At 75.9% G+C, this 19,170-nt stretch carries 5 protein-coding genes; all 5 read right to left on the bottom strand.

Annotation, left to right across the window (positions count from 1 at the left end):
- Window positions 1–1,142 (bottom strand): beta-ketoacyl synthase N-terminal-like domain-containing protein (locus IEZ03_RS23450; protein WP_189241229.1); only part of this gene is annotated, 1,142 nt, incomplete at its 3' end.
- 18 nt (window positions 1,143–1,160) lie between these two features.
- Window positions 1,161–1,388 carry an acyl carrier protein gene (locus IEZ03_RS23445; protein WP_184885478.1) on the bottom strand — a complete coding sequence of 76 codons (228 nt, stop codon included), beginning with the start codon at window positions 1,386–1,388 and terminating at the stop codon, window positions 1,161–1,163.
- Window positions 1,385–3,367, bottom strand: coding sequence for an HAD-IIIC family phosphatase (locus IEZ03_RS23440; protein ID WP_221480764.1), 1,983 nt, complete (start codon window positions 3,365–3,367; stop codon window positions 1,385–1,387). The genes IEZ03_RS23445 and IEZ03_RS23440 overlap by 4 nt, the downstream gene beginning before the upstream one ends.
- Before the next feature lie 83 nt (window positions 3,368–3,450).
- The gene (locus IEZ03_RS23435) at window positions 3,451–4,221 is read right to left on the bottom strand and encodes a thioesterase II family protein (protein ID WP_132046160.1); all 771 of its coding nucleotides are present in this window, start codon (window positions 4,219–4,221) and stop codon (window positions 3,451–3,453) included.
- A gap of 48 nt (window positions 4,222–4,269) precedes the next feature.
- On the bottom strand, window positions 4,270–19,041 hold the full coding sequence (locus IEZ03_RS23430) for a type I polyketide synthase (RefSeq protein ID WP_184890703.1): 14,772 nt from the start codon (window positions 19,039–19,041) through the stop codon (window positions 4,270–4,272).
- Window positions 19,042–19,170: the final 129 nt, after the last annotated feature.

Raw genomic sequence — 19,170 nt, 5'->3', positions numbered from 1 at the left:
TGCCCGATGTTGGACTTGATGGAGCCGAGCCGCAGAGGCCGGTCGCCAGCGCGTTGCTGGCCGTAGGTGGCGATGAGTGCTTGGGCTTCGATCGGGTCGCCCAGTGTGGTGCCGGTGCCGTGGGCCTCCACGGCGTCGACGTCTGCGGGGGTCAGGCGGGCACTGGCCAGCGCGTCCTGGATCACCCGCTGCTGGGACGGCCCGTTCGGCGCCGTCAACCCGTTGCTCGCACCGTCCTGATTGACCGCCGATCCGCGCACGATCGCCAGAACCGGGTGGCCGTTGCGCTGCGCGTCCGACAGCCGCTCCACCAAGAGGAGCCCGACGCCCTCACCCCAGCCCGTACCGTCGGCCGCCGCCGCGAACGACTTGCAGCGCCCGTCACGGGCCAGGCCCCGCTGCCGCGAGAACTCCACGAAGAGGGCGGGGGTGCACATGATGGTCGCGCCGCCGGCGAGGGCGAGATCGCACTCGCCGAGCCGGAGCGACCGGCAGGCCCAGTGCAGCGCCACCAGCGCCGAGGAGCAGGCGGTGTCGACGGTGACGGCGGGCCCTTCCAGGCCCAGGCTGTAGGCGACCCGGCCGGAGGCGAAACTGGCGGCGCCGCCGATCCCGATCTGGCCGTCGAACTCCTCGGGCATCCGCTGGAAGCCCGTCCCGTAGTCCAGGTAGATGATCCCGGCGAACACCCCGGTTCGGCTGCCCTGCAAGTCCGAGGGATCGATGCCGGCGCTCTCGACGGCCTCCCACGCGGTCTCCAGCAGGAGGCGCTGCTGCGGATCGGTCGCCAGCGCGTCGCGCGGGCTGATCCCGAAGAACTCGGCGTCGAACCGGCCCGCGTCGTAGAGGAACGCCCCCTCGTGGGCGTAGCTGGTGCCCCGGCGCTCCAGGTCCGGGTGGCGGAGCGCGTCCAGGTTCCAGCCCCGGTCGGAGGGGAAGGCGGACACGGCGTCGGTTCCGTCGGCGACGAGCCGCCACAGCTCGTCGGGGGTGCGGGCGGCGCCCGGGTAGCGGCAGCCCATCCCCACGATCGCGATCGGCTCGGAGTCGGCGGACTCGGCCTCGGCGAGCCGCTCCCGTGTCCGGTGCAGTTCGGCCGTCGTCCATTTCAGGTAGTCGACGAGCTTCTGCTCATCCGCCATCCGGAACCACCCCTCGGCTCACCTGTCCACCGCCAGCAGGTACATCTCGTGCAGGCTCGTCGCCTGGAGAAGGTCGGGCAGGGGCACGCTGCGTCCGGTCTCCCGCTCGATCGTCGTGAGCAGCCAGAGCAGGTGCATCGAGTCCCAGCCGGGGACCTGGTCCAGGGTCCGCTCGGCGTCCTCGGCCGTCACGGGCAGGCCGAGGTGGTCCCGGACGAGCGCGACGAAGTCGTCGATGGTGTTCACGGCGCGTTCCCCCCGAGCTCGTCGGTGAGGTGGACGTGGTCGGGCGGCGTGAAGATCTCGGCGAGGTCGTGCCGGAACCACGCCACCCCTTCGGAGCCGTCCGGTCCGGGGGGTCCGCCGGGAGGCGCCGCGGCCCGCGCGAAGCCGTGCCTGGGGTAGAGCTCCGCGACGCCGCCGTTCCTGGGCGTCGGCAGGTAGGCGCCGTAGACGGCGCGGGCGGCGCCGGCGCGCGCGTGGCGCAGCACGGCCGCCAGGCAGGCCTGCTCGATGCCGCGGCCGAACACGCGGCAGCTCAGCAGGAACCCGTCGATGCGGACCGCGTCGTCCGCCCACCGGGTGAACAGCGCGCCCACCGTCCCGTTGTCGCCGAACCGGTCGCGGGACCGGATGGTCAGGATCCGCGTGCGGGCGTCCTTGAGCAGGTCCCTGACCTCGGGGACGCCGAGCCGGTGCGTGACCGTGTTGAACTGGTTGGTCCGCATGGTGAGCTGCGAGACCCGCGCCGCGTCCTCCCCGGTGGCCTCGGCCAGGACGACGCGGACGTCCAATTCGCGCAGGTACTCCTCGATCGAGTCGAAGGTGTGCAGGAAGTCGCGGCGCGCCCGCTCGTCCCTGTACCTGGTCTTGCGGACGCGGTCCTCGGCGGTCGTCTCCCGGACGTCGAACCAGCCGTCGGCCAGCAGCCTCTCGGCGTGCAGCGCGGGATCGGCGTCGAGGCCGACGACCGCCACGTCGGGGTGCTCGGACCGCACGAGCCAGCGTTCGAAGGCGCTGTCGTCGGCGAAGACGAGGCTGTGCGTCCCGAGGTTGAGCTCCCGCGCCAGCTCGGCGACGTTCTCGGGCTTGGGTCTCCAGTTGGCCACGACGTGGACGAAGTCGTCCTCGCGCAGAACCATGCCGGGGTGCTCGCGCAGGACCTTGCGGACCGGCTCGACGTCGTTCTTGCTGGCCACCGCGAGGAGCACCCCCTGTGAGCCGACCTGCTTCACCACGCGCTGGAACTCGCGGAACGCCTCGCCGCGGTGCCCCTCCCCCACCTCGATGCCGTCCACGCCGTCGTCGCCGAGCACTCCGCCCCACAACGTGTTGTCCAGGTCGAGGACCAGGCATTTCCTGGTGCGGCCGGTGAGATGCCGGACCAGGTGACCGGCCTCGCGCGCGTACGCGGCCAGCAGGTCCGGGGACAGGTGCGCCTTGGCGTAGACGCTCATGCGCGGGTCGCTGGCCGGTGACGCCTCGGCGGCCAGCGGGTCGAGGTCCAGCACCACGACGCGCTCGTGCTCCTCGCACAGGTGCAGGAGCCGGGCGTTCAACTCGCGCCAGAGGGCGCCCAGGCGGGCCCTCGACCGGTGGTCGACGAGCTGCGCGGTGTACCGCCGCAGCAGCGGCAGCGTGTTGAGCACCAGCGTGCCGCGGCAGTTGGCCTCGAACGCGGTGGCCAGCCCCTTCAGCAGGCCGATCTTCTCCAGGCCGGCGCGCTCGACGTCCGCTGGGCGCCAGGGGACGGCGACCTCGTCGAACACGACCGCCGGGTCCAGCACGCACAGGACGAGGTCGGGTTCGGCGGCGTACAGATCGCTGCCCGGGTCACCGAGTTCGAGGACGTAGCCGTCGAAACGGCCGGTGAAGGGGCGCAGCAGGATCCCGTGCCGGGCGAGCTGCGCCGTCAGCGCGGGCAGCAGGTCCGGCAGCGTGCCGTGCCCGGTGATCGCGACCCGCGCCGCGGGAATCCCGGGATGCAGCCCGGCCGTCTCGTCGGCGTCCAGCCGGGCGAGCAGGTTCCCCGCCCGCACCAGCTCGCGTCCGTCCAGCTCGGCCACGAGCCGCTGGGCCTCGGGGTACCGGGCGGCCAGGGTCCCCGACCGGTGCAGGGCAAGCAGCGCGTCGGCCGGCGGCACACCGTCACGCGGAGCCGGTTCGCCCACGCCCGCCTCCTCCCCCGCGGCCTCGCCGCGCTCCGTCCGGCTCGTCCCGGTCACCGGGGCCGCCTCTCGCGGCCCCGCTTTCACGATCTCGGGACCGGCTAAAGCTGCGCTAAGACGGCCCTTGCGCGCCCGCGGGGTCACGGGACGGCGGCCCGGAAGGCGAGGATGTCCTCGGAGACCGCCTTGATGGTCTCCGCCGGGCGATCCCCCAGGTAGAAGTGACCGCCCGCGAACACGCGCATGCCGAAGGAGGCGGACGTGTGCTCGCGCCACGCCGCGGCCTCCGGGACGGCCACCTTCGGGTCGGAGTCGCCGACGTAGGCCGCGATCGGGCAGCGCAGCGGGGGGCCGGGACGGTGCCGGTAGGTCTCGATCGCCTTGTAGTCGGTCCGCAGCGCCGGAAGGACCATCCGCAGCAGCTCCTCGTCGCCGAGGACTCCCGCGTCGGTGCCGTCGAGGGCGCGCACCTCGGCGATGAGGCCCCGGTCGTCGCGGGTGTGCACGGTCTCGGTCCGGTGCAGCGACGGCGCCCGGCGGCCCGACACGATGATCCCCAGCGGGCTTCCGCCGGTCTCCCGCTCGATCGTGCGCGCCACCTCATAGCAGGTGACGGCGCCCATGCTGTGCCCGAAGAACACCAGCGGGCGGTCCAGCACGCCGCGCAGCGCCGCGAAGACCGCGGCGGCGAGTTCGTCGATGGTGTCCACCGGCGGCTCCCTGCGCCGGTCCTGCCGTCCGGGGTACTGCACCGCCAGCACGTTCGCCGAGCCGGCCAGCGCGGCGGAGACCGGGAAGAAGTAGGCCGCCGAGCCGCCCGCGTGCGGGAAGCAGACCAGCAGGGGATCGCCGTCCGCGCCCTGGTGGAAGCGCCGCAGCCAGAGGTCGTCGTTCGGTTCGCCCAGGTCCACGTGGGTCCCGTCCCTTCGCTTCGGGTGCACGGCCCTCCGGCCGCCGGCTCAGGAGATCCCGAGCTCCCTGTCGATGAAGTCGATGACCTCGTCCGAGGTCGCCGTGTCGAGGCGGTCCGGCGCGAGGTCCGGTGCGAGGTCCGCTTCGAGGTCCGCCGCGGGCGCGGCGGCGTGCCGGTCCCGCCAGCGGCCGAGCAGCGCCTCCAGGCGCGCGGTCACCTCCCGGTGGCCGCTCCAGCCGCCCGGAGCCGCGCCGAGCGCGCTCTCCAGCCGGTCCAGTTCGCTCAGCACCGCGGGCGGTCCCGGGTCCGCTCCCGCCGCCTCGCCGTCGGCGAGGTACCCGCCCAGGTGCCGTGCGAGGGCGTCGAGCGTGGGGTGGTCGAAGACCAGCGTCGCCGGCAGGCGGGTGCCCGCGGCGGTGCTGAGGCGATTGCGGAACTCGACCGCGGTGAGCGAGTCGAACCCGAGTTCCTTGAAGGTCGAGGTGGTGGTGACCGCGTCCGCCGACCGGTGGCCGAGCACGGTGGCGGCGTTGGCCCGGACGACGTCCAGCACCGCCTCGTGCCGGCGGCCTTCCGGAAGCCGCGCCAGCCGCTCCCCGAGCGAGGGTCCCGCCGCGCGGCCGCCGCGGCCCGCGGCGCGGCGGCCGGTGCCGCCGGCCAGGCCGCGCAGGACCGCCGGGGCCCTCCCGGCTCCGGCCTGCGCCCGCAGCGCGGCCAGGTCCAGACGGGCCGGCACCAGCAGTGCCCGCCCGTCGCCGCGCGCTATGTCGAACAGCGCCAGCCCCTGCTCGGACGGCAGCGGCACCACGCCGGACCGGCCGAGCCGGGCCAGGTCGGCGCCGTCCAAATGCGCCGTCATCCGGCTGGTCTCCGCCCACAGTCCCCACGCCAGCGACACGGCCGGGAGCCCGAGGGCCTTGCGGCGGGCGGCGAGGGCGTCCTCGAACGCGTTGGCCGCCGCATAGTTGGCCTGGCCGGGGGTGCCGAGCACACCGGCGCTGGAGGAGAACAGCACGAACTCCGCCAGGTCCAGCTCGCGGGTCAGCGCGTCAAGGTTCGCCGCGGCCGCCACCTTGGGCCGCAGCACCCGTGCCACCTGGTCCGGGGTCATGGAGCCGACCACCGCGTCGTCCACCACGCCCGCCGCGTGCACGACCGCGGTCAGCGGGTGCTCCGCCGGGACTCCGGCCAGCAGCCGGGCGAGGCCGGCGCGGTCGGCGGCGTCGCAGGCCGCCACCGTCACCTGCGCGCCGAGCCCGGTCAGCTCGGCCGCCAGTTCCGCGGCGCCGGGCGCCCGGGAGCCCTGGCGGCCGGTCAGCAGCAGGTGCCGCATCCCGTGCCGCTCCACCAGGTGGCGCGCCACCCGCCGGCCCAGCGCGCCGGTGCCGCCGGTGATCAGGACCGTGCCCGCCGGGTCGGGCGGCACCGGCACGGTGAAGACGATCTTGCCGACGTGCCGGGCCTGGCTCATGTGCCGGAACGCCTGGCGGGCCTGCCGCAGGTCCCAGGCGCGCAGCGGCGGGTGCCGTAGCGCACCCCGCTCGAACAGCTCCACGATCTCCGCCAGCATCCGGCCGATCCGCTCCGGGCCGGCTTCCAGCACGTCGTAGGCGCGGTAGGCCACGCCCGGGTAGGAGGCGGCGACCTCGTCGGCGTCGCGGATGTCGGTCTTGCCCATCTCCACGAACCGGCCACCGCGGGGCAGGAGCCGCAGCGACGCGTCGACGAACTCGCCGTTCAGCGCGTCGAGGACGACGTCCATGCCGCGGCCGCCGGTCGCCGCCAGGAACCGGTGCTCGAAGTCCAGGTCGCGGGACGACGCGATGTGCGCCTCGTCCAGCCCCAGCGCGCGCAGCGCCGGCCACTTCGCCTCGCTCGCCGTGGCGAACACCTCCGCGCCGAGGTGCCGGGCCAGCTGCACCGCGGCCATCCCCACCCCGCCGGTCGCGGCGTGCACCAGTACGGCCTCGCCGGGCCGCAGGTCCGCCAGGTCCACCAGCCCGTAGCAGGCGGTCAGGTAGGCGACCGGCACGGCCGCCGCCTGCGCGTACGACCAGCCCGCCGGGATCCGCGCGAGCATCCGCCGGTCCACCGCCGCCACCGGGCCGAAGGCGTACGGGAACAGGCCCGCCACGCGGTCCCCTGCGGCCAGGTCGGTGACTCCGGCGCCGACCTCGGTGACCACCCCGGCCCCCTCGCTGCCGAGCGGGGCGCCGGCGTCGGGGTACATGCCCAGGGCGATCAGCACGTCGCGGAAGTTCAGGCCCGCGGCGCGCACCGCCACGCGGACCTCGCCGGCGCCGAGCGGCGCGGCGGCCTCCGGGTGCGGGACGAGCTCCAGGTCCTCCAGCGTCGCGCTCGCCGGGGCCGCCATCCGCCACGCCCCGGCCTCGGCGGGGGGCGCGAGCGCGGGGTCGGTCCCGGTGCCGGTCAGCCGGGGCACGAGGGCTTCGCCGCGCCGGATCGCGAGCTGCGGCTCGTCCGCGTCCACCGCGGCGGGCAGGCGGTCCGCCGCGACCTGCGGTGAGGCGGGGTCGCCGTCGAGGTCGACGATCAGGAAGCGGCCCGGATGCTCCGCCTGCGCCGAACGCATCAGGCCCCAGATCGGGGCGCAGGCCGGATCCGCGACCTCGGCGCCGTCGCCCGCCTCCACCGCTCCGCGGGTGAACACGGCCAGCCGGGAGGTTTCGAACCGGGGGTCGGCGAGCCATCGCTGCACCGTGCCGAGGACCGCCACCGTCATCCGCTCGGCGGCCGCTCCGTCGTCGGCGTCCGCCGGACCGGCGCACGGGAGGGCCACGACGCCGGGGACGGCGGCGCCCGCTTCGATCGAGGCGGCCAGGTCGGCGAGGTCCGGGTGGCGGTGCACGGCAACGCCGCCGGATTCCAGCGCCCGGCCCAGGCCGAGGTCGTCGGCTCCGAGCACGGCCCAGTCGTGCCGGTCCGGAGCTTCGTGCGCGTCACCGGGCAGTGGAGTCCAGTCGACGTGGAAGAGCCATTCGCCGCCACCGCGCGCCCGCCGCGCCGGCACGGGCCGCAGCGCCACGGAATCGATCGCGGCGACGGGACTCCCGTCCGGGTCCCAGGCCGCCACCGAGATCCCTTCCCCGCCCTCTTGAACGACCCTGATTCGCAGTGCCGACGCACCGGAGGCGTAGACGTCCACCCCCGCGCAGACGAACGGCAGCCGTCCCCCGTCGTCCCCTTCCCCGGCCACCAGCGGGAGTCCGGCCTGCAGGGCCGCGTCCAGCAGTGCCGGATGCGCGACGAAGCCGTCCGCGGCGCCGCCGGCGTCCCCGTTCGCAGCATCGCCGGGGTCGAGGTCCGCCTCCGCGAACACCTCGCCGCCGCGCCGCCAGACCGCGCGCAGCCGCCGGAAACCGGGACCGTAGTCGAGGCCCCCGGCGGCGGCACGCGCGTAGAGGTCCGCCACGTCGACCGGTTCCGCGCCCTCCGGCGGCCACACCTCGCCGGATGCGGGAGGCGCGCCCGCGGCCGGGCCGAGGGCGCCGGTGGCGTGCCGCGTCCACGGTGCTCCGGCCGGGGCCTTCTCCGGCCGCGAGTGCACGCTCAGCGCCCAGCGTCCCGGTTCGCCCTCCGCGACGACGCCGACCTGCACCGCGACCGCCTCCCGGTCCGGCACATCGAGGGGCGCCTCCAGAGTGAGCTCCTCCACCCGGCCGCAGCCCAGCTCGTCGCCGGCGCGGACGGCCATCTCCAGGAACGCGGTGGCGGGCACGACGGCCGCACCGTGCACCCGGTGGTCGCCGAGCCACGGGTGGGTGCGCTGCGACAGCCTGCCGGTGAAGAGCATCCCGCCGCCGTCGGCCAGCCCGACCGAGGCTCCCAGCAAGGGGTGCTCGGCGGCGGCCAGCCCGAGCCCGGCCGCGTCCTCCCGCCTGGTGTCCGCGGAAAGCCAGAAGCGCCGCCGCTGGAAGGCGTAGGTCGGAAGGTCGACCCTGCGGGGCCGCGCCGGAGCGAGCAGGGCCGCCCAGTCCACGGGCACCCCGGCGGTGTGGGCCTGCGCGACCGCGCCCAGCACCGCCTCGGGCTCGGGCCGGTTCTCGCGCAGCGCGGCCGCCGTCGCCGGGGCCTCGTCCGCGCGATCCCGGTCCATGCACTCCCGCGCCATCGCGGTCAGGACCCCGGGACCCAGTTCGATGCAGGCGGCGACGTCCTGGGACTCGAGCCAGCGGACGCCGTCGGCGAAGCGAACGGCGCCGCGGACGTGCTCGACCCAATAGTCGGCGGAGCAGAGCCGCTCCGCCGGGACGGGTTCGCCGGTGAGGTTGGAGACGACCGGAATCTCCGGAGGCCGGAAGGTCAGCCCCTCGGCCACCGCGCGGAAGCCGGCCAGCATCGGCTCCATCCACGGCGAATGGAAGGCGTGGCTGACCCGCAGCCGCCTGGTCCTGCGGCCGCGGTCCCGCCAGTGGGCTGCCAGCGCCTCGACCGCCTCTGCCTCTCCGGAGAGCACGGTGGCCGACGGCCCGTTCAGGGCCGCGATCGCCACCGCGTCCTCGCGGCCGGCCAGCAGCGGCAGCACCTCGTCCTCCGACGCCTGCACCGCGACCATCGCGCCGCCGCCCGGCAGCCGCTGCATCAGCTGCCCGCGCGCCGCGACCAGGGAGCATGCGTCGTCCAGGGACAGCACCCCGGCCACATGGGCCGCGGCCACCTCGCCGATCGAGTGCCCCAGCAGGAAGTCCGGCCGTACTCCCCACGCCGCCAGGAGGCGGAACAGGGACGTCTCGACGGCGAACAGCCCTGCCTGGGCGTAGACCGTGTCGTCGAGCGACAACCCGCCTGGTGCCTCGCCGCCGAAGACGACCTCGCGCAGCGAGCATCCCAGCACCGGGTCGAGGTGCTCGCAGATCTCGTCGAACGCTCCGGCGAACACCGGGTACGCCTCGTACAGGCCGCGGCCCATACCGGCGCGCTGCGCCCCCTGGCCGGGGAACAGGAACGCGACACCGCCGCCGGCGCGCTCCTCGCCGCGGACCACCTCCGGCGCCTGCCCGCCCTCCGACAGCTCGGCGAGGGTTTGCAGCGCCTCTTCGCGCTCGCGCACCAGGACGACCGCGCGGTGCTCCAGTGCCGTGCGCGTCGTGGCGAGCGAGAAGCCCACGTCCGCCGGCCCGAGGCCGGGGCGGGCGGCGAGGAAATCCCGCAGCCTGGCCGCCTGGGCCCGCAGCGCGTCCTCCGTCCGGCCCGACAAGGGCCAGGGGACCACCGCCGCACCGGCGCCGGACGGCTCAGCGGGCTCGGCGGGCGGGGCGGCGGCATCGTCCGCCTCTTCGATGATCACGTGGGCGTTGGTACCGCTGATGCCGAAGGACGAGACGCCCGCCCGCCGCGGGCGGTCCCCGCGACGCCACGGAACCGGCTCGGCCAGCAGCGACACCGCCCCGGCGGACCAGTCCACGTGCGGGGTCGGCTCGGCGCCGTGCAGCGACGGCGGCAGCTCGCCGTGCCGCATCGCCATGACCATCTTGATGATGCCGGCGACGCCGGCGGCCGCTTGCGCGTGCCCGATGTTGGACTTGACCGAGCCCAGCCACAGCGGCCGGTCCGGCGCACGGTCCCGGCCGTACGCGGCCAGCAGCGCCTGGGCCTCGATCGGGTCCCCGAGCGTGGTCCCCGTTCCGTGCCCGTCCACGGCGTCCACCTGGTCCGGCCGCAGGCGCGCGGCGGCCAGCGCGGCGCGGATCACCCGCTGCTGGGACGGGCCGTTCGGCGCGGTCAGGCCGTTGCTGGCGCCGTCCTGGTTGGTGGCGCTGCCGCGCACCACCGCCAGCACCGGGTGCCCGTTGCGCCGCGCCTGCGACAGCCGCTCCAGGACGAGCACGCCCGCGCCCTCCGACCAGGCCACCCCGTCGGCGGACGCGGCGAACGACTTGCAGCGGCCGTCCGGGGCGAGCCCGCGCTGCCGGCTGAACTCCACGAAGGTGTCCGGGTTCGCCATCACCGTCACCCCGCCCGCCAGGGCCAGCGAGCACTCGCCACGGCGCAGCGCCTGCGCGGCCAGATGCAGCGCGACCAGGGACGAGGAGCACGCGGTGTCCACCGTGACCGCGGGTCCTTCCAGCCCGAACAGGTACGCCACCCGGCCGGACACGACGCTGCCCGACGTGCCCGTCACCGCGTAGCCCTCCGCGGCCTGCGGCAGCCTGCCGCCGCGGGCGTAGTCGTAGTACATGACACCGGCGAACACGCCGGCCGGGCTGCCCTTCAGCGACGCCGGACCGATTCCCGCCCGCTCCAGGGCCTCCCAGGAGGTCTCCAGCAGGAGCCGCTGCTGCGGGTCCATCGCCAGCGCCTCGCGCGGCGAGATGCCGAAGAATCCGGCGTCGAACTGCGCCGCGTCGTGCAGGAACCCGCCCTCGCGGGCGTAGGAGGTGCCGGGGTGGTCCGGGTCTGGGTGGTACAGCCCGTCCAGGTCCCAGCCCCGGTCGCCGGGGAAACCGGAGATCGCGTCGCGGCCCGCGGCCACGAGCTCCCAAAGGTCCTCCGGGGAGGCGACACCGCCCGGGTAGCGGCAGCCCATCCCGACGATCGCGATCGGCTCGTCCGGCGCTCCTTCCGCGGGCTCCGGCGCCATGTCCGGCCGCGCGGCGGCCGTGCCCAGGAGTTCCTCCCGGAGGCGCGCGGACAGGCGCCGGACGGTGGGGTGGTCGAACAGGAGGGTGGGCGGTAGCCGGAGGCCGGTCGCCGTGTTGAGCCGGTTGCGCAGCTCCACCGCGGTCAGCGAGTCGAACCCGATGTCCTCGAACGCCCGGTCGTCCCCGATCGCGCCGGACGACGCATGCCCCAGCACCTCGGCGACCTGTGCCCGCACCAGGCCGAGGAGCTCCCGGTGCTGTTCGGCCTCGCTGAGCGCGGCGAGCCGCCCGGCCAAGCCGCCGGCCGGTTCGCCTGCCGTCACCCGGCGGCTGAGGCCGCGGACCAGCCCGCGCAGCATCGGCGGCGGGCCGTCGCCGGTGCTCGTCCGCAGGCCCGCCACGTCGAGGCGGGCAGCCACCACCTCGGCCCGCCCGGACGCGATGGCCGCGTCGAACAGCGCCAGGCCGTCCCCGGCCGGCAGCGGCGCGATGCCCGCGCGGCGCAGGCGCGCCATGGCGCCGCCGGTCAGCGTCCCGCTGATCGCGCTCTCCGGCTCCCACAGGCCCCAGGCGACCGACACGGCCGGCAGCCCCCGCGCCCGGCGGTGCCGGGCGATCGCGTCCAGGGCCGCGTTGGCCGCCGCGTAGTTGCCCTGGCCGGCGGTTCCGAGGGTGCCCGCGATCGAGGAGTAGAGGACGAACATCGCGAGGTCGAGGCCGCGGGTCAGCTCGTGGAGGTGCAGCGCGGCGTCGGCCTTGGGGCGCAGCGTCCGGTCCAGCCGCTCGGCGGTGAGCGCGGTGACGATCCCGTCGTCGACCGCTCCGGCCGCGTGCACGACTCCGGTCAGCGGATGGTCGCCGGGGATCCGGTCCAGCGTCGCGGCGAGCTGGGCGCGGTCGGCCGCGTCGCAGGCGGCGAGGGTCACCTGCGCTCCGGCCGCGGCGAGTTCGGCCCGGAGTTCGGCGGCGCCGGGCGCGTCGGGGCCGCGGCGCCCGGCCAGGACGAGGTGCCGCACGCCGTGCTCGGCCACCAGGTGCCGGGCGAGCAGGCCGCCCAGCGTCCCCGTGCCGCCGGTGATCAGGACCGTGCCCTCGGGATCGAGCTCCCGTGGCTCCGGCGCCGCAACGGGAGGCCGCGCCAGCCGGGGCACGAAGGCCCGTCCGTCGCGCAGCGCGAGTTGCGGCTCGCCGGCGGCCGCCGCGGCCCGGCAGGCGTCCAGCAGCGCGGCGTCCCCCTCGTCCTCATCGAGCCCGTCCTCATCGAGGGCATCGGCCAGGAGCAGGCGCTCGGGGTTCTCCGCCTGCGCCGAGCGGACGAGCCCCCATGCCGCCGCCTGCGCCGGGTCGGCGGCCTCGCCGTCGTGGACGCCGACCGCCGCACGGGTCAGCACGACCAGCCGCGCACACTCGGGGTGGTCCGCGGCGAGCCAGTCGGTCACCGCGCGCAGGGCTCGTTCGGCGGTCGCGCGAACCGTGGCGGCGTCCGCCCGGAGGTTCTCGGCCCGGTGGTGCTCCGGCCGGAGGTCGGCGACGACCAGGGGCAGTTCTGCCGCACCCGGCGCCTGGGGGATCGGCCGCCATTCCACGTGGAACAGCGAATCGCGGACGGCCTGCGCCGGGGCCGGGGCGAGCCGGGCCGGTGCGCGCAGGGCGAGCGCGTCCACCGTCGCCACGGGCGAGCCCGTCCCGTCGGTGACCGTCATCGCGCCGTCCGCCGAGATGCGCGCCCGCAGTCCGGTGGCGCCGGCGGCGTGGAGGGTCACGCCGTTCCAGGCGAAGGGCAGCCGCGGGGCGGTGCCGTCCGGCCCGCCGGAGCCGTCCAGCCCGACCCGCGCGTGCAGGACCGCGTCCAGCAGGACCGGGTGGATGCCGAAGCGCGCGGCGTCGCCGCGCAGCTCGCCGGGCAGGGCGGCCTCGGCGAAGATCTCGTCACCCGCTCGCCAGGCGCCCGTCAGGGCCCGGAACGCCGCGCCGTACTCGTAGCCGGCCTGTTCGAGCCCGTCGTAGAAGCCGTCCAGCGGCACGGGCACCGCGCCCGCCGGGGGCCAGGCGGCCGGTTCACCCTCGGGCGGGGGCGCGGATCCGGTCCGTACGGCGCCTTCGGCGTTGCGGGTCCAGGGGCGGTCTGAGCCAGCGCGCACGTCGGCCGTCCGGGAATCGACGGTCAGGGGCCGGCGGCCCGACGCGTCCGCGCCGCCCACGGTGACCTGGATCTGCATCCCCCCGTCCGGCGGCAGGACCAGCGGAGCCTGCAGGACCAGCTCCTCAACCTGGTCGCAGTCCGTCTCCTCGGCGGCGCGCAGCGCCATGTCCACCAGGGCGGTCGCGGGCACCATCGGCACACCCGCGACGACGTGGTCGGCCAGCCATGGGTGGGTGGGCAGCGACAGGTGGCCGTGCATCGTCACGGTGTCGCCGTCGGCGCGCCGGGTCGCGGCGCCCAGCAGCGGGTGATCGGCCGCGTCCAGTCCCAGCTCGGCCGCGGACGCGGCGGCGCGCGGCACCGGCGCCCAGAACCTGCGGTGCTGGAACGGGTAGGTGGGCAGCTCTACCCGCCGTGCCCCGGAGCCCGCGAAGACGCCCTCCCAGTCGAGCGGCACGCCGTGCGCGTGCAGCCGGGCGAGGGCCGCCGTGAAGGACTCCGTTTCGGGCCGGTCCCGGTGGAGCACCGGTACGGCGAGGGCTTCCGCGCCACCGTCCCGGCCGGCGAGGACCTCCTCGGCCAGGGCGGCCAGGGTGCCGTCGGGGCCGAGCTCCACCAGCCGCGTGACGCCCTCCCCCGCCAGCCGGTCGACGCCGGCGGCGAACAGCACCGGGCGCCGCACGTGCTCGACCCAGTACCGGGGCGAGCACATCTCCTCGGCCGTCCCCGGCGCGCCGGTCACGTTGGACACGACGGGGATCCGCGGTGCCCGGTACGACAGCCGCTCGGCGACCTCGCCGAACTCGGCCAGCATCGGCTCCATGCGCGGGGAATGGAAGGCGTGCGAGACCGTGAGCCGCTTCGTCCTGCGGCCCCGGGCGCGGAAGGCGCCGGCGATCTCGGCCACGACGGGCTCGTCGCCGGAGACCACGACCGACGCGGGGCCGTTGACCGCCGCGATCGACGCGCGCCCGCCGCGTTCCTCCAGCAGCCGGCCCGCCTCCTCCGCCGTGGCCTGCACCGCCGCCATGGCGCCGCCGGCGGGCAGCCGCCCCATCAGCGCGCCGCGCGCCGCGACCAGCGCGCACGCGTCCTCCAGCGAGAGGATCCCGGCCACGTGGGCGGCGGTCAGCTCGCCGATCGAATGACCGGCCGCGTAGTCGGGGCGGAGGCCCCACGCCTCGGCCGTCCGGAACAGGGCCGTCTCAAGGGCGAACAGTCCGGGCTGGGCGTACTCCGTCCGGTCGAGCAGCTCGGCCCCGGGCCCTCCCGGTTCGGCGAACACGACGTCGCGCAGGGGGCGCTCCAGCAGTGGCTCCAGGTGCGCACAGACCTCGTCGAAGGCGGCCGCGAAGACGGGGAGCGCTTCGTAGAGTTCGCGGCCCATGCCGGGCCGTTGCGATCCCTGGCCGGAGAAGAGCACGGCGACGCGGCCGTGGCGCGCCTCCGCCCGGACGACGCCGGAGCCTGTGTCGCCCTCGGCGAGAGCCGCCAGCCCGGCCATCATCCCGGCACGGTCCTCGGCCAGGACGGCCCCGCGCTGCTCCAGGCCCGCCCTGGTGGTGGCCAGCGAATACGCGACGTCCAGCGGGCTCAGGTCCGGGGATGCGGCCACGTGCTCGCGCAGCCTGCGGGCCTGTGCCCGCAGCGCCGGTTCGCTCTTCGCCGACACGGCCAGCGGTACCACGCGGCCGGGGCGCTCCCCCTCGGGGGCGTCCGGTTCGTCCGCCGGCCCGGCCGGGGGCTCCTGCAGGATCACGTGGGCGTTGGTGCCGCTGATGCCGAACGAGGACACCGCCGCGCGGCGCGGACGGCCGGCGGCGGGCCAGCCGACCGGCTCGGTCAGCAGCGCCATCCTGCCCGCCGACCAGTCGACGTGGGGCGTGGGCGCGTCGACGTGGAGGGTGCGCGGAAGCGTCCCGTGCCGCATCGCCTCGACCATCTTGATCACGCCCGCCAGCCCGGCCGCGGCCTGGGTGTGGCCGATGTTCGACTTGACCGAGCCCAGCCAGAGCGGCCGGTCGCGGTCCCGGCCGTAGGCCGCGAGCAGCGCCCGGGCCTCGATCGGGTCGCCCAGGGCGGTCCCCGTCCCGTGCGCCTCCACCGCGTCCACCTCGTCCGGCGCCAGCCCGGCCGCCGCGAGCGCCTGGGCGATCACCCGGCGCTGGGACGGGCCGCTCGGCGCGGTCAGCCCGTTGCTCGCCCCGTCCTGGTTGGTCGCCGACCCGGCCACCGTCGCCAGCACGCGGTGGCCCTCGCGCCTCGCCACCGACAGCGGCTCGACGAGCACCACCGCGGCGCCCTCCGCCCAGCTCGTCCCGTCGGCCGACGCGGCGAAGGACTTGCACCGGCCGTCGGGCGCCAGGCCCCGCTGCCGGCCGAACTCGACGAACATCCCCGGGGTGGACATCACCGCCACGCCCGCGGCCAGGGCCCGGTCGCACTCCCCGCGCAGCACCGCCTGGCACGCCTGGTGCAGGGCGACCAGCGACGACGAGCACGCCGTGTCCACGGTGACGGCGGGCCCCTCCAGGCCGAACACGTAGGCGATCCGGCCGGACATGACGCTGGCGGCGGTCCCGGTCAGCAGGTAGCCCTCGGCGTCGTCGCCGGCCTCGTGCAACCGCGGGCCGTACTCCTGGTGGGTGCCGCCGACGAACACGCCGGTGCGGCTGCCCTTGAGGGACATCGGGTCGATCCCCGCCCGTTCGAGGACCTCCCATGAGGTTTCCAGCAGCAGCCGCTGCTGGGGGTCCATCGCCGCCGCCTCGCGGGGCGAGATCCCGAACGGGTCGGGGTCGAAGCCGCCGGCGTCCCGGACGAACCCGCCCGCGGTCGCGTAGGTGGTGCCGGTCCGGCCCGGGTCGGGGGCGTGCAGGGCCGCCAGGTCCCAGCCGCGGTCGTCCGGGAAACCGGAGATCGCGTCGCGGCCCGCCGCGACGAGCTCCCACAGGTCCTCGGGGGAACGGACGCCTCCGGGGTACCGGCAGGCCATGGCGACGATCGCGACGGGCTCGCCCGCCGCGGCCGCCGCGCCGGGGGCCGCGCCCTGATTCGGTTCCGGGTCCGGCGATCCCGAAGCCTGCTCGGCCAGGTGCCGCGCGAGCCCCTCGGGCGAGGGATGGTCGAACAGCACCGTCGAGGGCAGCGGCAGCCCCGTCGCCTGCGCCAGCCGGGTGCGCAGCTCGACCGCCGTCAGCGAATCGAAGCCGAGGTCGCGGAACGTCCACTGCGGCTCCACCGCCTCCGGCCGGTCGTAGCCCAGCACGGTCGCCGCTTCGGCGCGGACCACGTCGAGCATCGCGAGCCCGCTGACGGGGCGGTCGTCGTCGTGGTCCGTGACCGCCTCGGCGCGCACGGGCTCCGCCGGCACGGCAGCCTCGTCCGGCTCCCCCGCGGCAGGCGGCCGCAGCCAGTGCCGCTCGCGCTGGAACGGGTAGGTGGGCAGCGGGACGCGGCGCCCGCCCTGCCCGGCGAGCACGGCCTCCCAGTCCACGTCCGCGCCCCGCACCGACAGCTCGGCCACCGCACCGAGCAGCGTGCGCGGCTCGGGGCGGTCCTCGCGCAAGGTCTGGACGAGCACCGCCGTGACAGGGTCGACGCAGTCGCGGCCGATCGCCGACAGCTCGCCCCCCGGACCGAGTTCCACATACGTGGAGACACCCGCGTTTTCCAGGGCGCGCATACCGTCCATGAACCGCACGGTGCTGCGCACCTGCCGGGCCCAGTGCCCCGGCGCGCAGATCTCGTCGTCCGTTGCGACCCGGCCGGTCACGTTCGACAGGACCGGGATCCGCGGCGGGCGGAAGTCCAGCCGCCGCGCGATTCCCTCGAACTCCTCCAGCATCCCCTCGGTGTGCGGCGAGTGCGACGCGTGGCTGATCCGGAGCCGCTTGGTCTTGCGCCCCCGCTCCCTCCAGTACGCCGCGATGGCCAGCACGGCGTCCTCGTCTCCGGAGATGACGGTCGCCATCGGCGCGTTGGCGACGGCGACCGACACCCGGGACCCGTGCTCGGCGACGTGCTCGGCGACCAGGGGCGAGAGTTCGTCCTCGGATGCCTGGACGGCCACCATCGCCCCGCCCGCGGGGAGCGCCTGCATCAGGCGGCCCCGCGCGGCGGCCAGCGCGCAGGCGTCCTCCAGCGACAGGACGCCCGCGCAATGGGCGGCGACCACCTCTCCGCTGGAGTGCCCCATCAGGTAGTCCGGCCGGACCCCCCACGACTCCAGGAGCCGGAACAGCGCCACTTCCAGCGAGAACAGCCCGACCTGGGTGTACAGGGTCTCGTCGAGCAGCGCCGCGTCGTCCGATCCTCGTTCGGCGAACACCACGTCCCGCACCCGGCGGTCCAGGTGGCGGTCCAGGTGTGCGCATGCTTCGTCGAACGACCGGGCGAAGGACGGGTGGGCGGCATGAAGGTCCCGTCCCATGCCGAGGCGCTGCGTCCCGCCGCCCGCGAACAGGAAGGCGACGCGCCCTGCGGCGGCCCGGCCGCGGACCAGGGCCGGTGCCGAGCCGCCCCGCGCGACGGCGTCGAGCCCGCCCGCCAGGCCCGCGGCGTCGTCGGCGAGGACCGCCGCGCGGTACTCGAAGGCCGAGCGGGTCGTGGCGAGCGAGTAGGCGAGGTCGGCCGGTCGCGGATCGGCGGTGTCCAGGTGCTCCCGCAGCAACCGGGCCTGCGCGCGCAGCGCGCGCTCGCTCCGCGCCGACAGCAAGAAGGGACGGACCCCGGCGGGGCGGCCGGCCTCGGGCGTGGGTTCCGTGACGTCCGGTTCGGCCAGCACGACATGGCAGTTGGTGCCGCCCATGCCGAAAGAGCTGACGCCCGCCACGAGGGGCCGGGACGGCTGGGGCCAGGGGCCCGCCGCGTCCTGCACGCGGAGGTTGAGGCGGTCCAGGGGGATGCGCGGGTGGGGGCGTTCGAAGTTGAGGCTGGGCACCAGTTCGCGGTGCCGGATGCACAGGACGGTCTTGACGAGCCCCGCGATCCCGGCCGCGCCCTCCAGGTGCCCGATGTTGGTCTTGACCGAGCCGACCGCCAGCGGGCGGCGCGCCCCCTGCGACGCGGCCGGGACGCCGAGCTCCGCGCCGAGGGCCGCCGCCTCGACGGGATCCCCCGCCCTTGTTCCGGTGCCGTGCAGTTCCACGTACTGGACGTCCGCCGGGCCGACCTCAGCGTGGCGGCAGGCGAGGCGGACGGCCTCCTCCTGCCCGGCCTGCTCCGGGACCGTCAGCCCTTCCCCCGCGCCGTCGTTGTTGACCGCGCTGCCGCGGATGACGCAGTAGATCCGGTCGCCGTCGGCCAGCGCGCGGTCCAGCGGCTTGAGGACGACGACCGCGCCGCCCTCACCGCGCACGTACCCGTTCGCCCGGGCGTCGAAGGTGTGGCAGCGTCCGTCCGGAGACAGGCCGCCGAACCGGTCGGCCGCGATGAACCCGTCCGGGGTGATGGCGATGTTGACCCCGCCGGCCAGCGCCAGGTCCGACTCGCCCCTGCGCACGCTCGCGGCGGCCATGTGCACCGCCACCAGCGACGACGACTGCCCGGTGTCGACCGTCACGCTGGGGCCGCCGAGCCCGAGCGTGTAGGAGACGCGGTTGGCGATGATGCCGCGGTTCAGCCCGGTCGCGGTGTGCTGCGTGATCGTGCCGGTCCCGTAGCGCGTGCCCAGGCTCGCGTAGTCGTCCCCGATGGCGCCGACGAAGACGCCCGTCCCGCCGCCGCGCAGGCTCCGCGGGACGATCCCCGCGTCTTCCAGCCCCTCCCACGCCAGTTCCAGCATCAGGCGCTGCCGGGGATCGATGACGGCCGCCTCGCGCGGGGAGATGCCGAAGAACGCGGCGTCGAACCCGTCGACCTGGTCGAGGAACCCGCCTCGCCGCGCTCCCGGCGCGATGTCCAGCCGGCTCAGATCGCACAGCGTCCCGGTGGCCAGCCGCCGTTCGGGCGCCTCCCCGACCGCCTCGGTCCCGCTCCGCAGGAGGCGCCAGAATTCACCGGGACCCGCGGCGCCCGGCATGCGGCACGACAGTCCCACGATCGCGACCGGGCCGCCATCGCCGGCCCGCATCCTGGATTCGGCTGTTTCTCCGGTTACGGTCACGACACTCCAATTCAACCGCCACGCGCACTGCCCGCGTCCGCGGTGTTCGCGGCTGGACAATGGACGGACAGCAGGGCCTGCGGGCAATGTAACTTG

Source organism: Actinomadura livida (assembly GCF_014648675.1).
Classification (GTDB): Bacteria; Actinomycetota; Actinomycetes; order Streptosporangiales; family Streptosporangiaceae; genus Spirillospora; species Spirillospora livida.
Note: the sequence above shows the minus strand (reverse complement) of the source record. Positions and strands in the feature narration are given on the sequence as shown.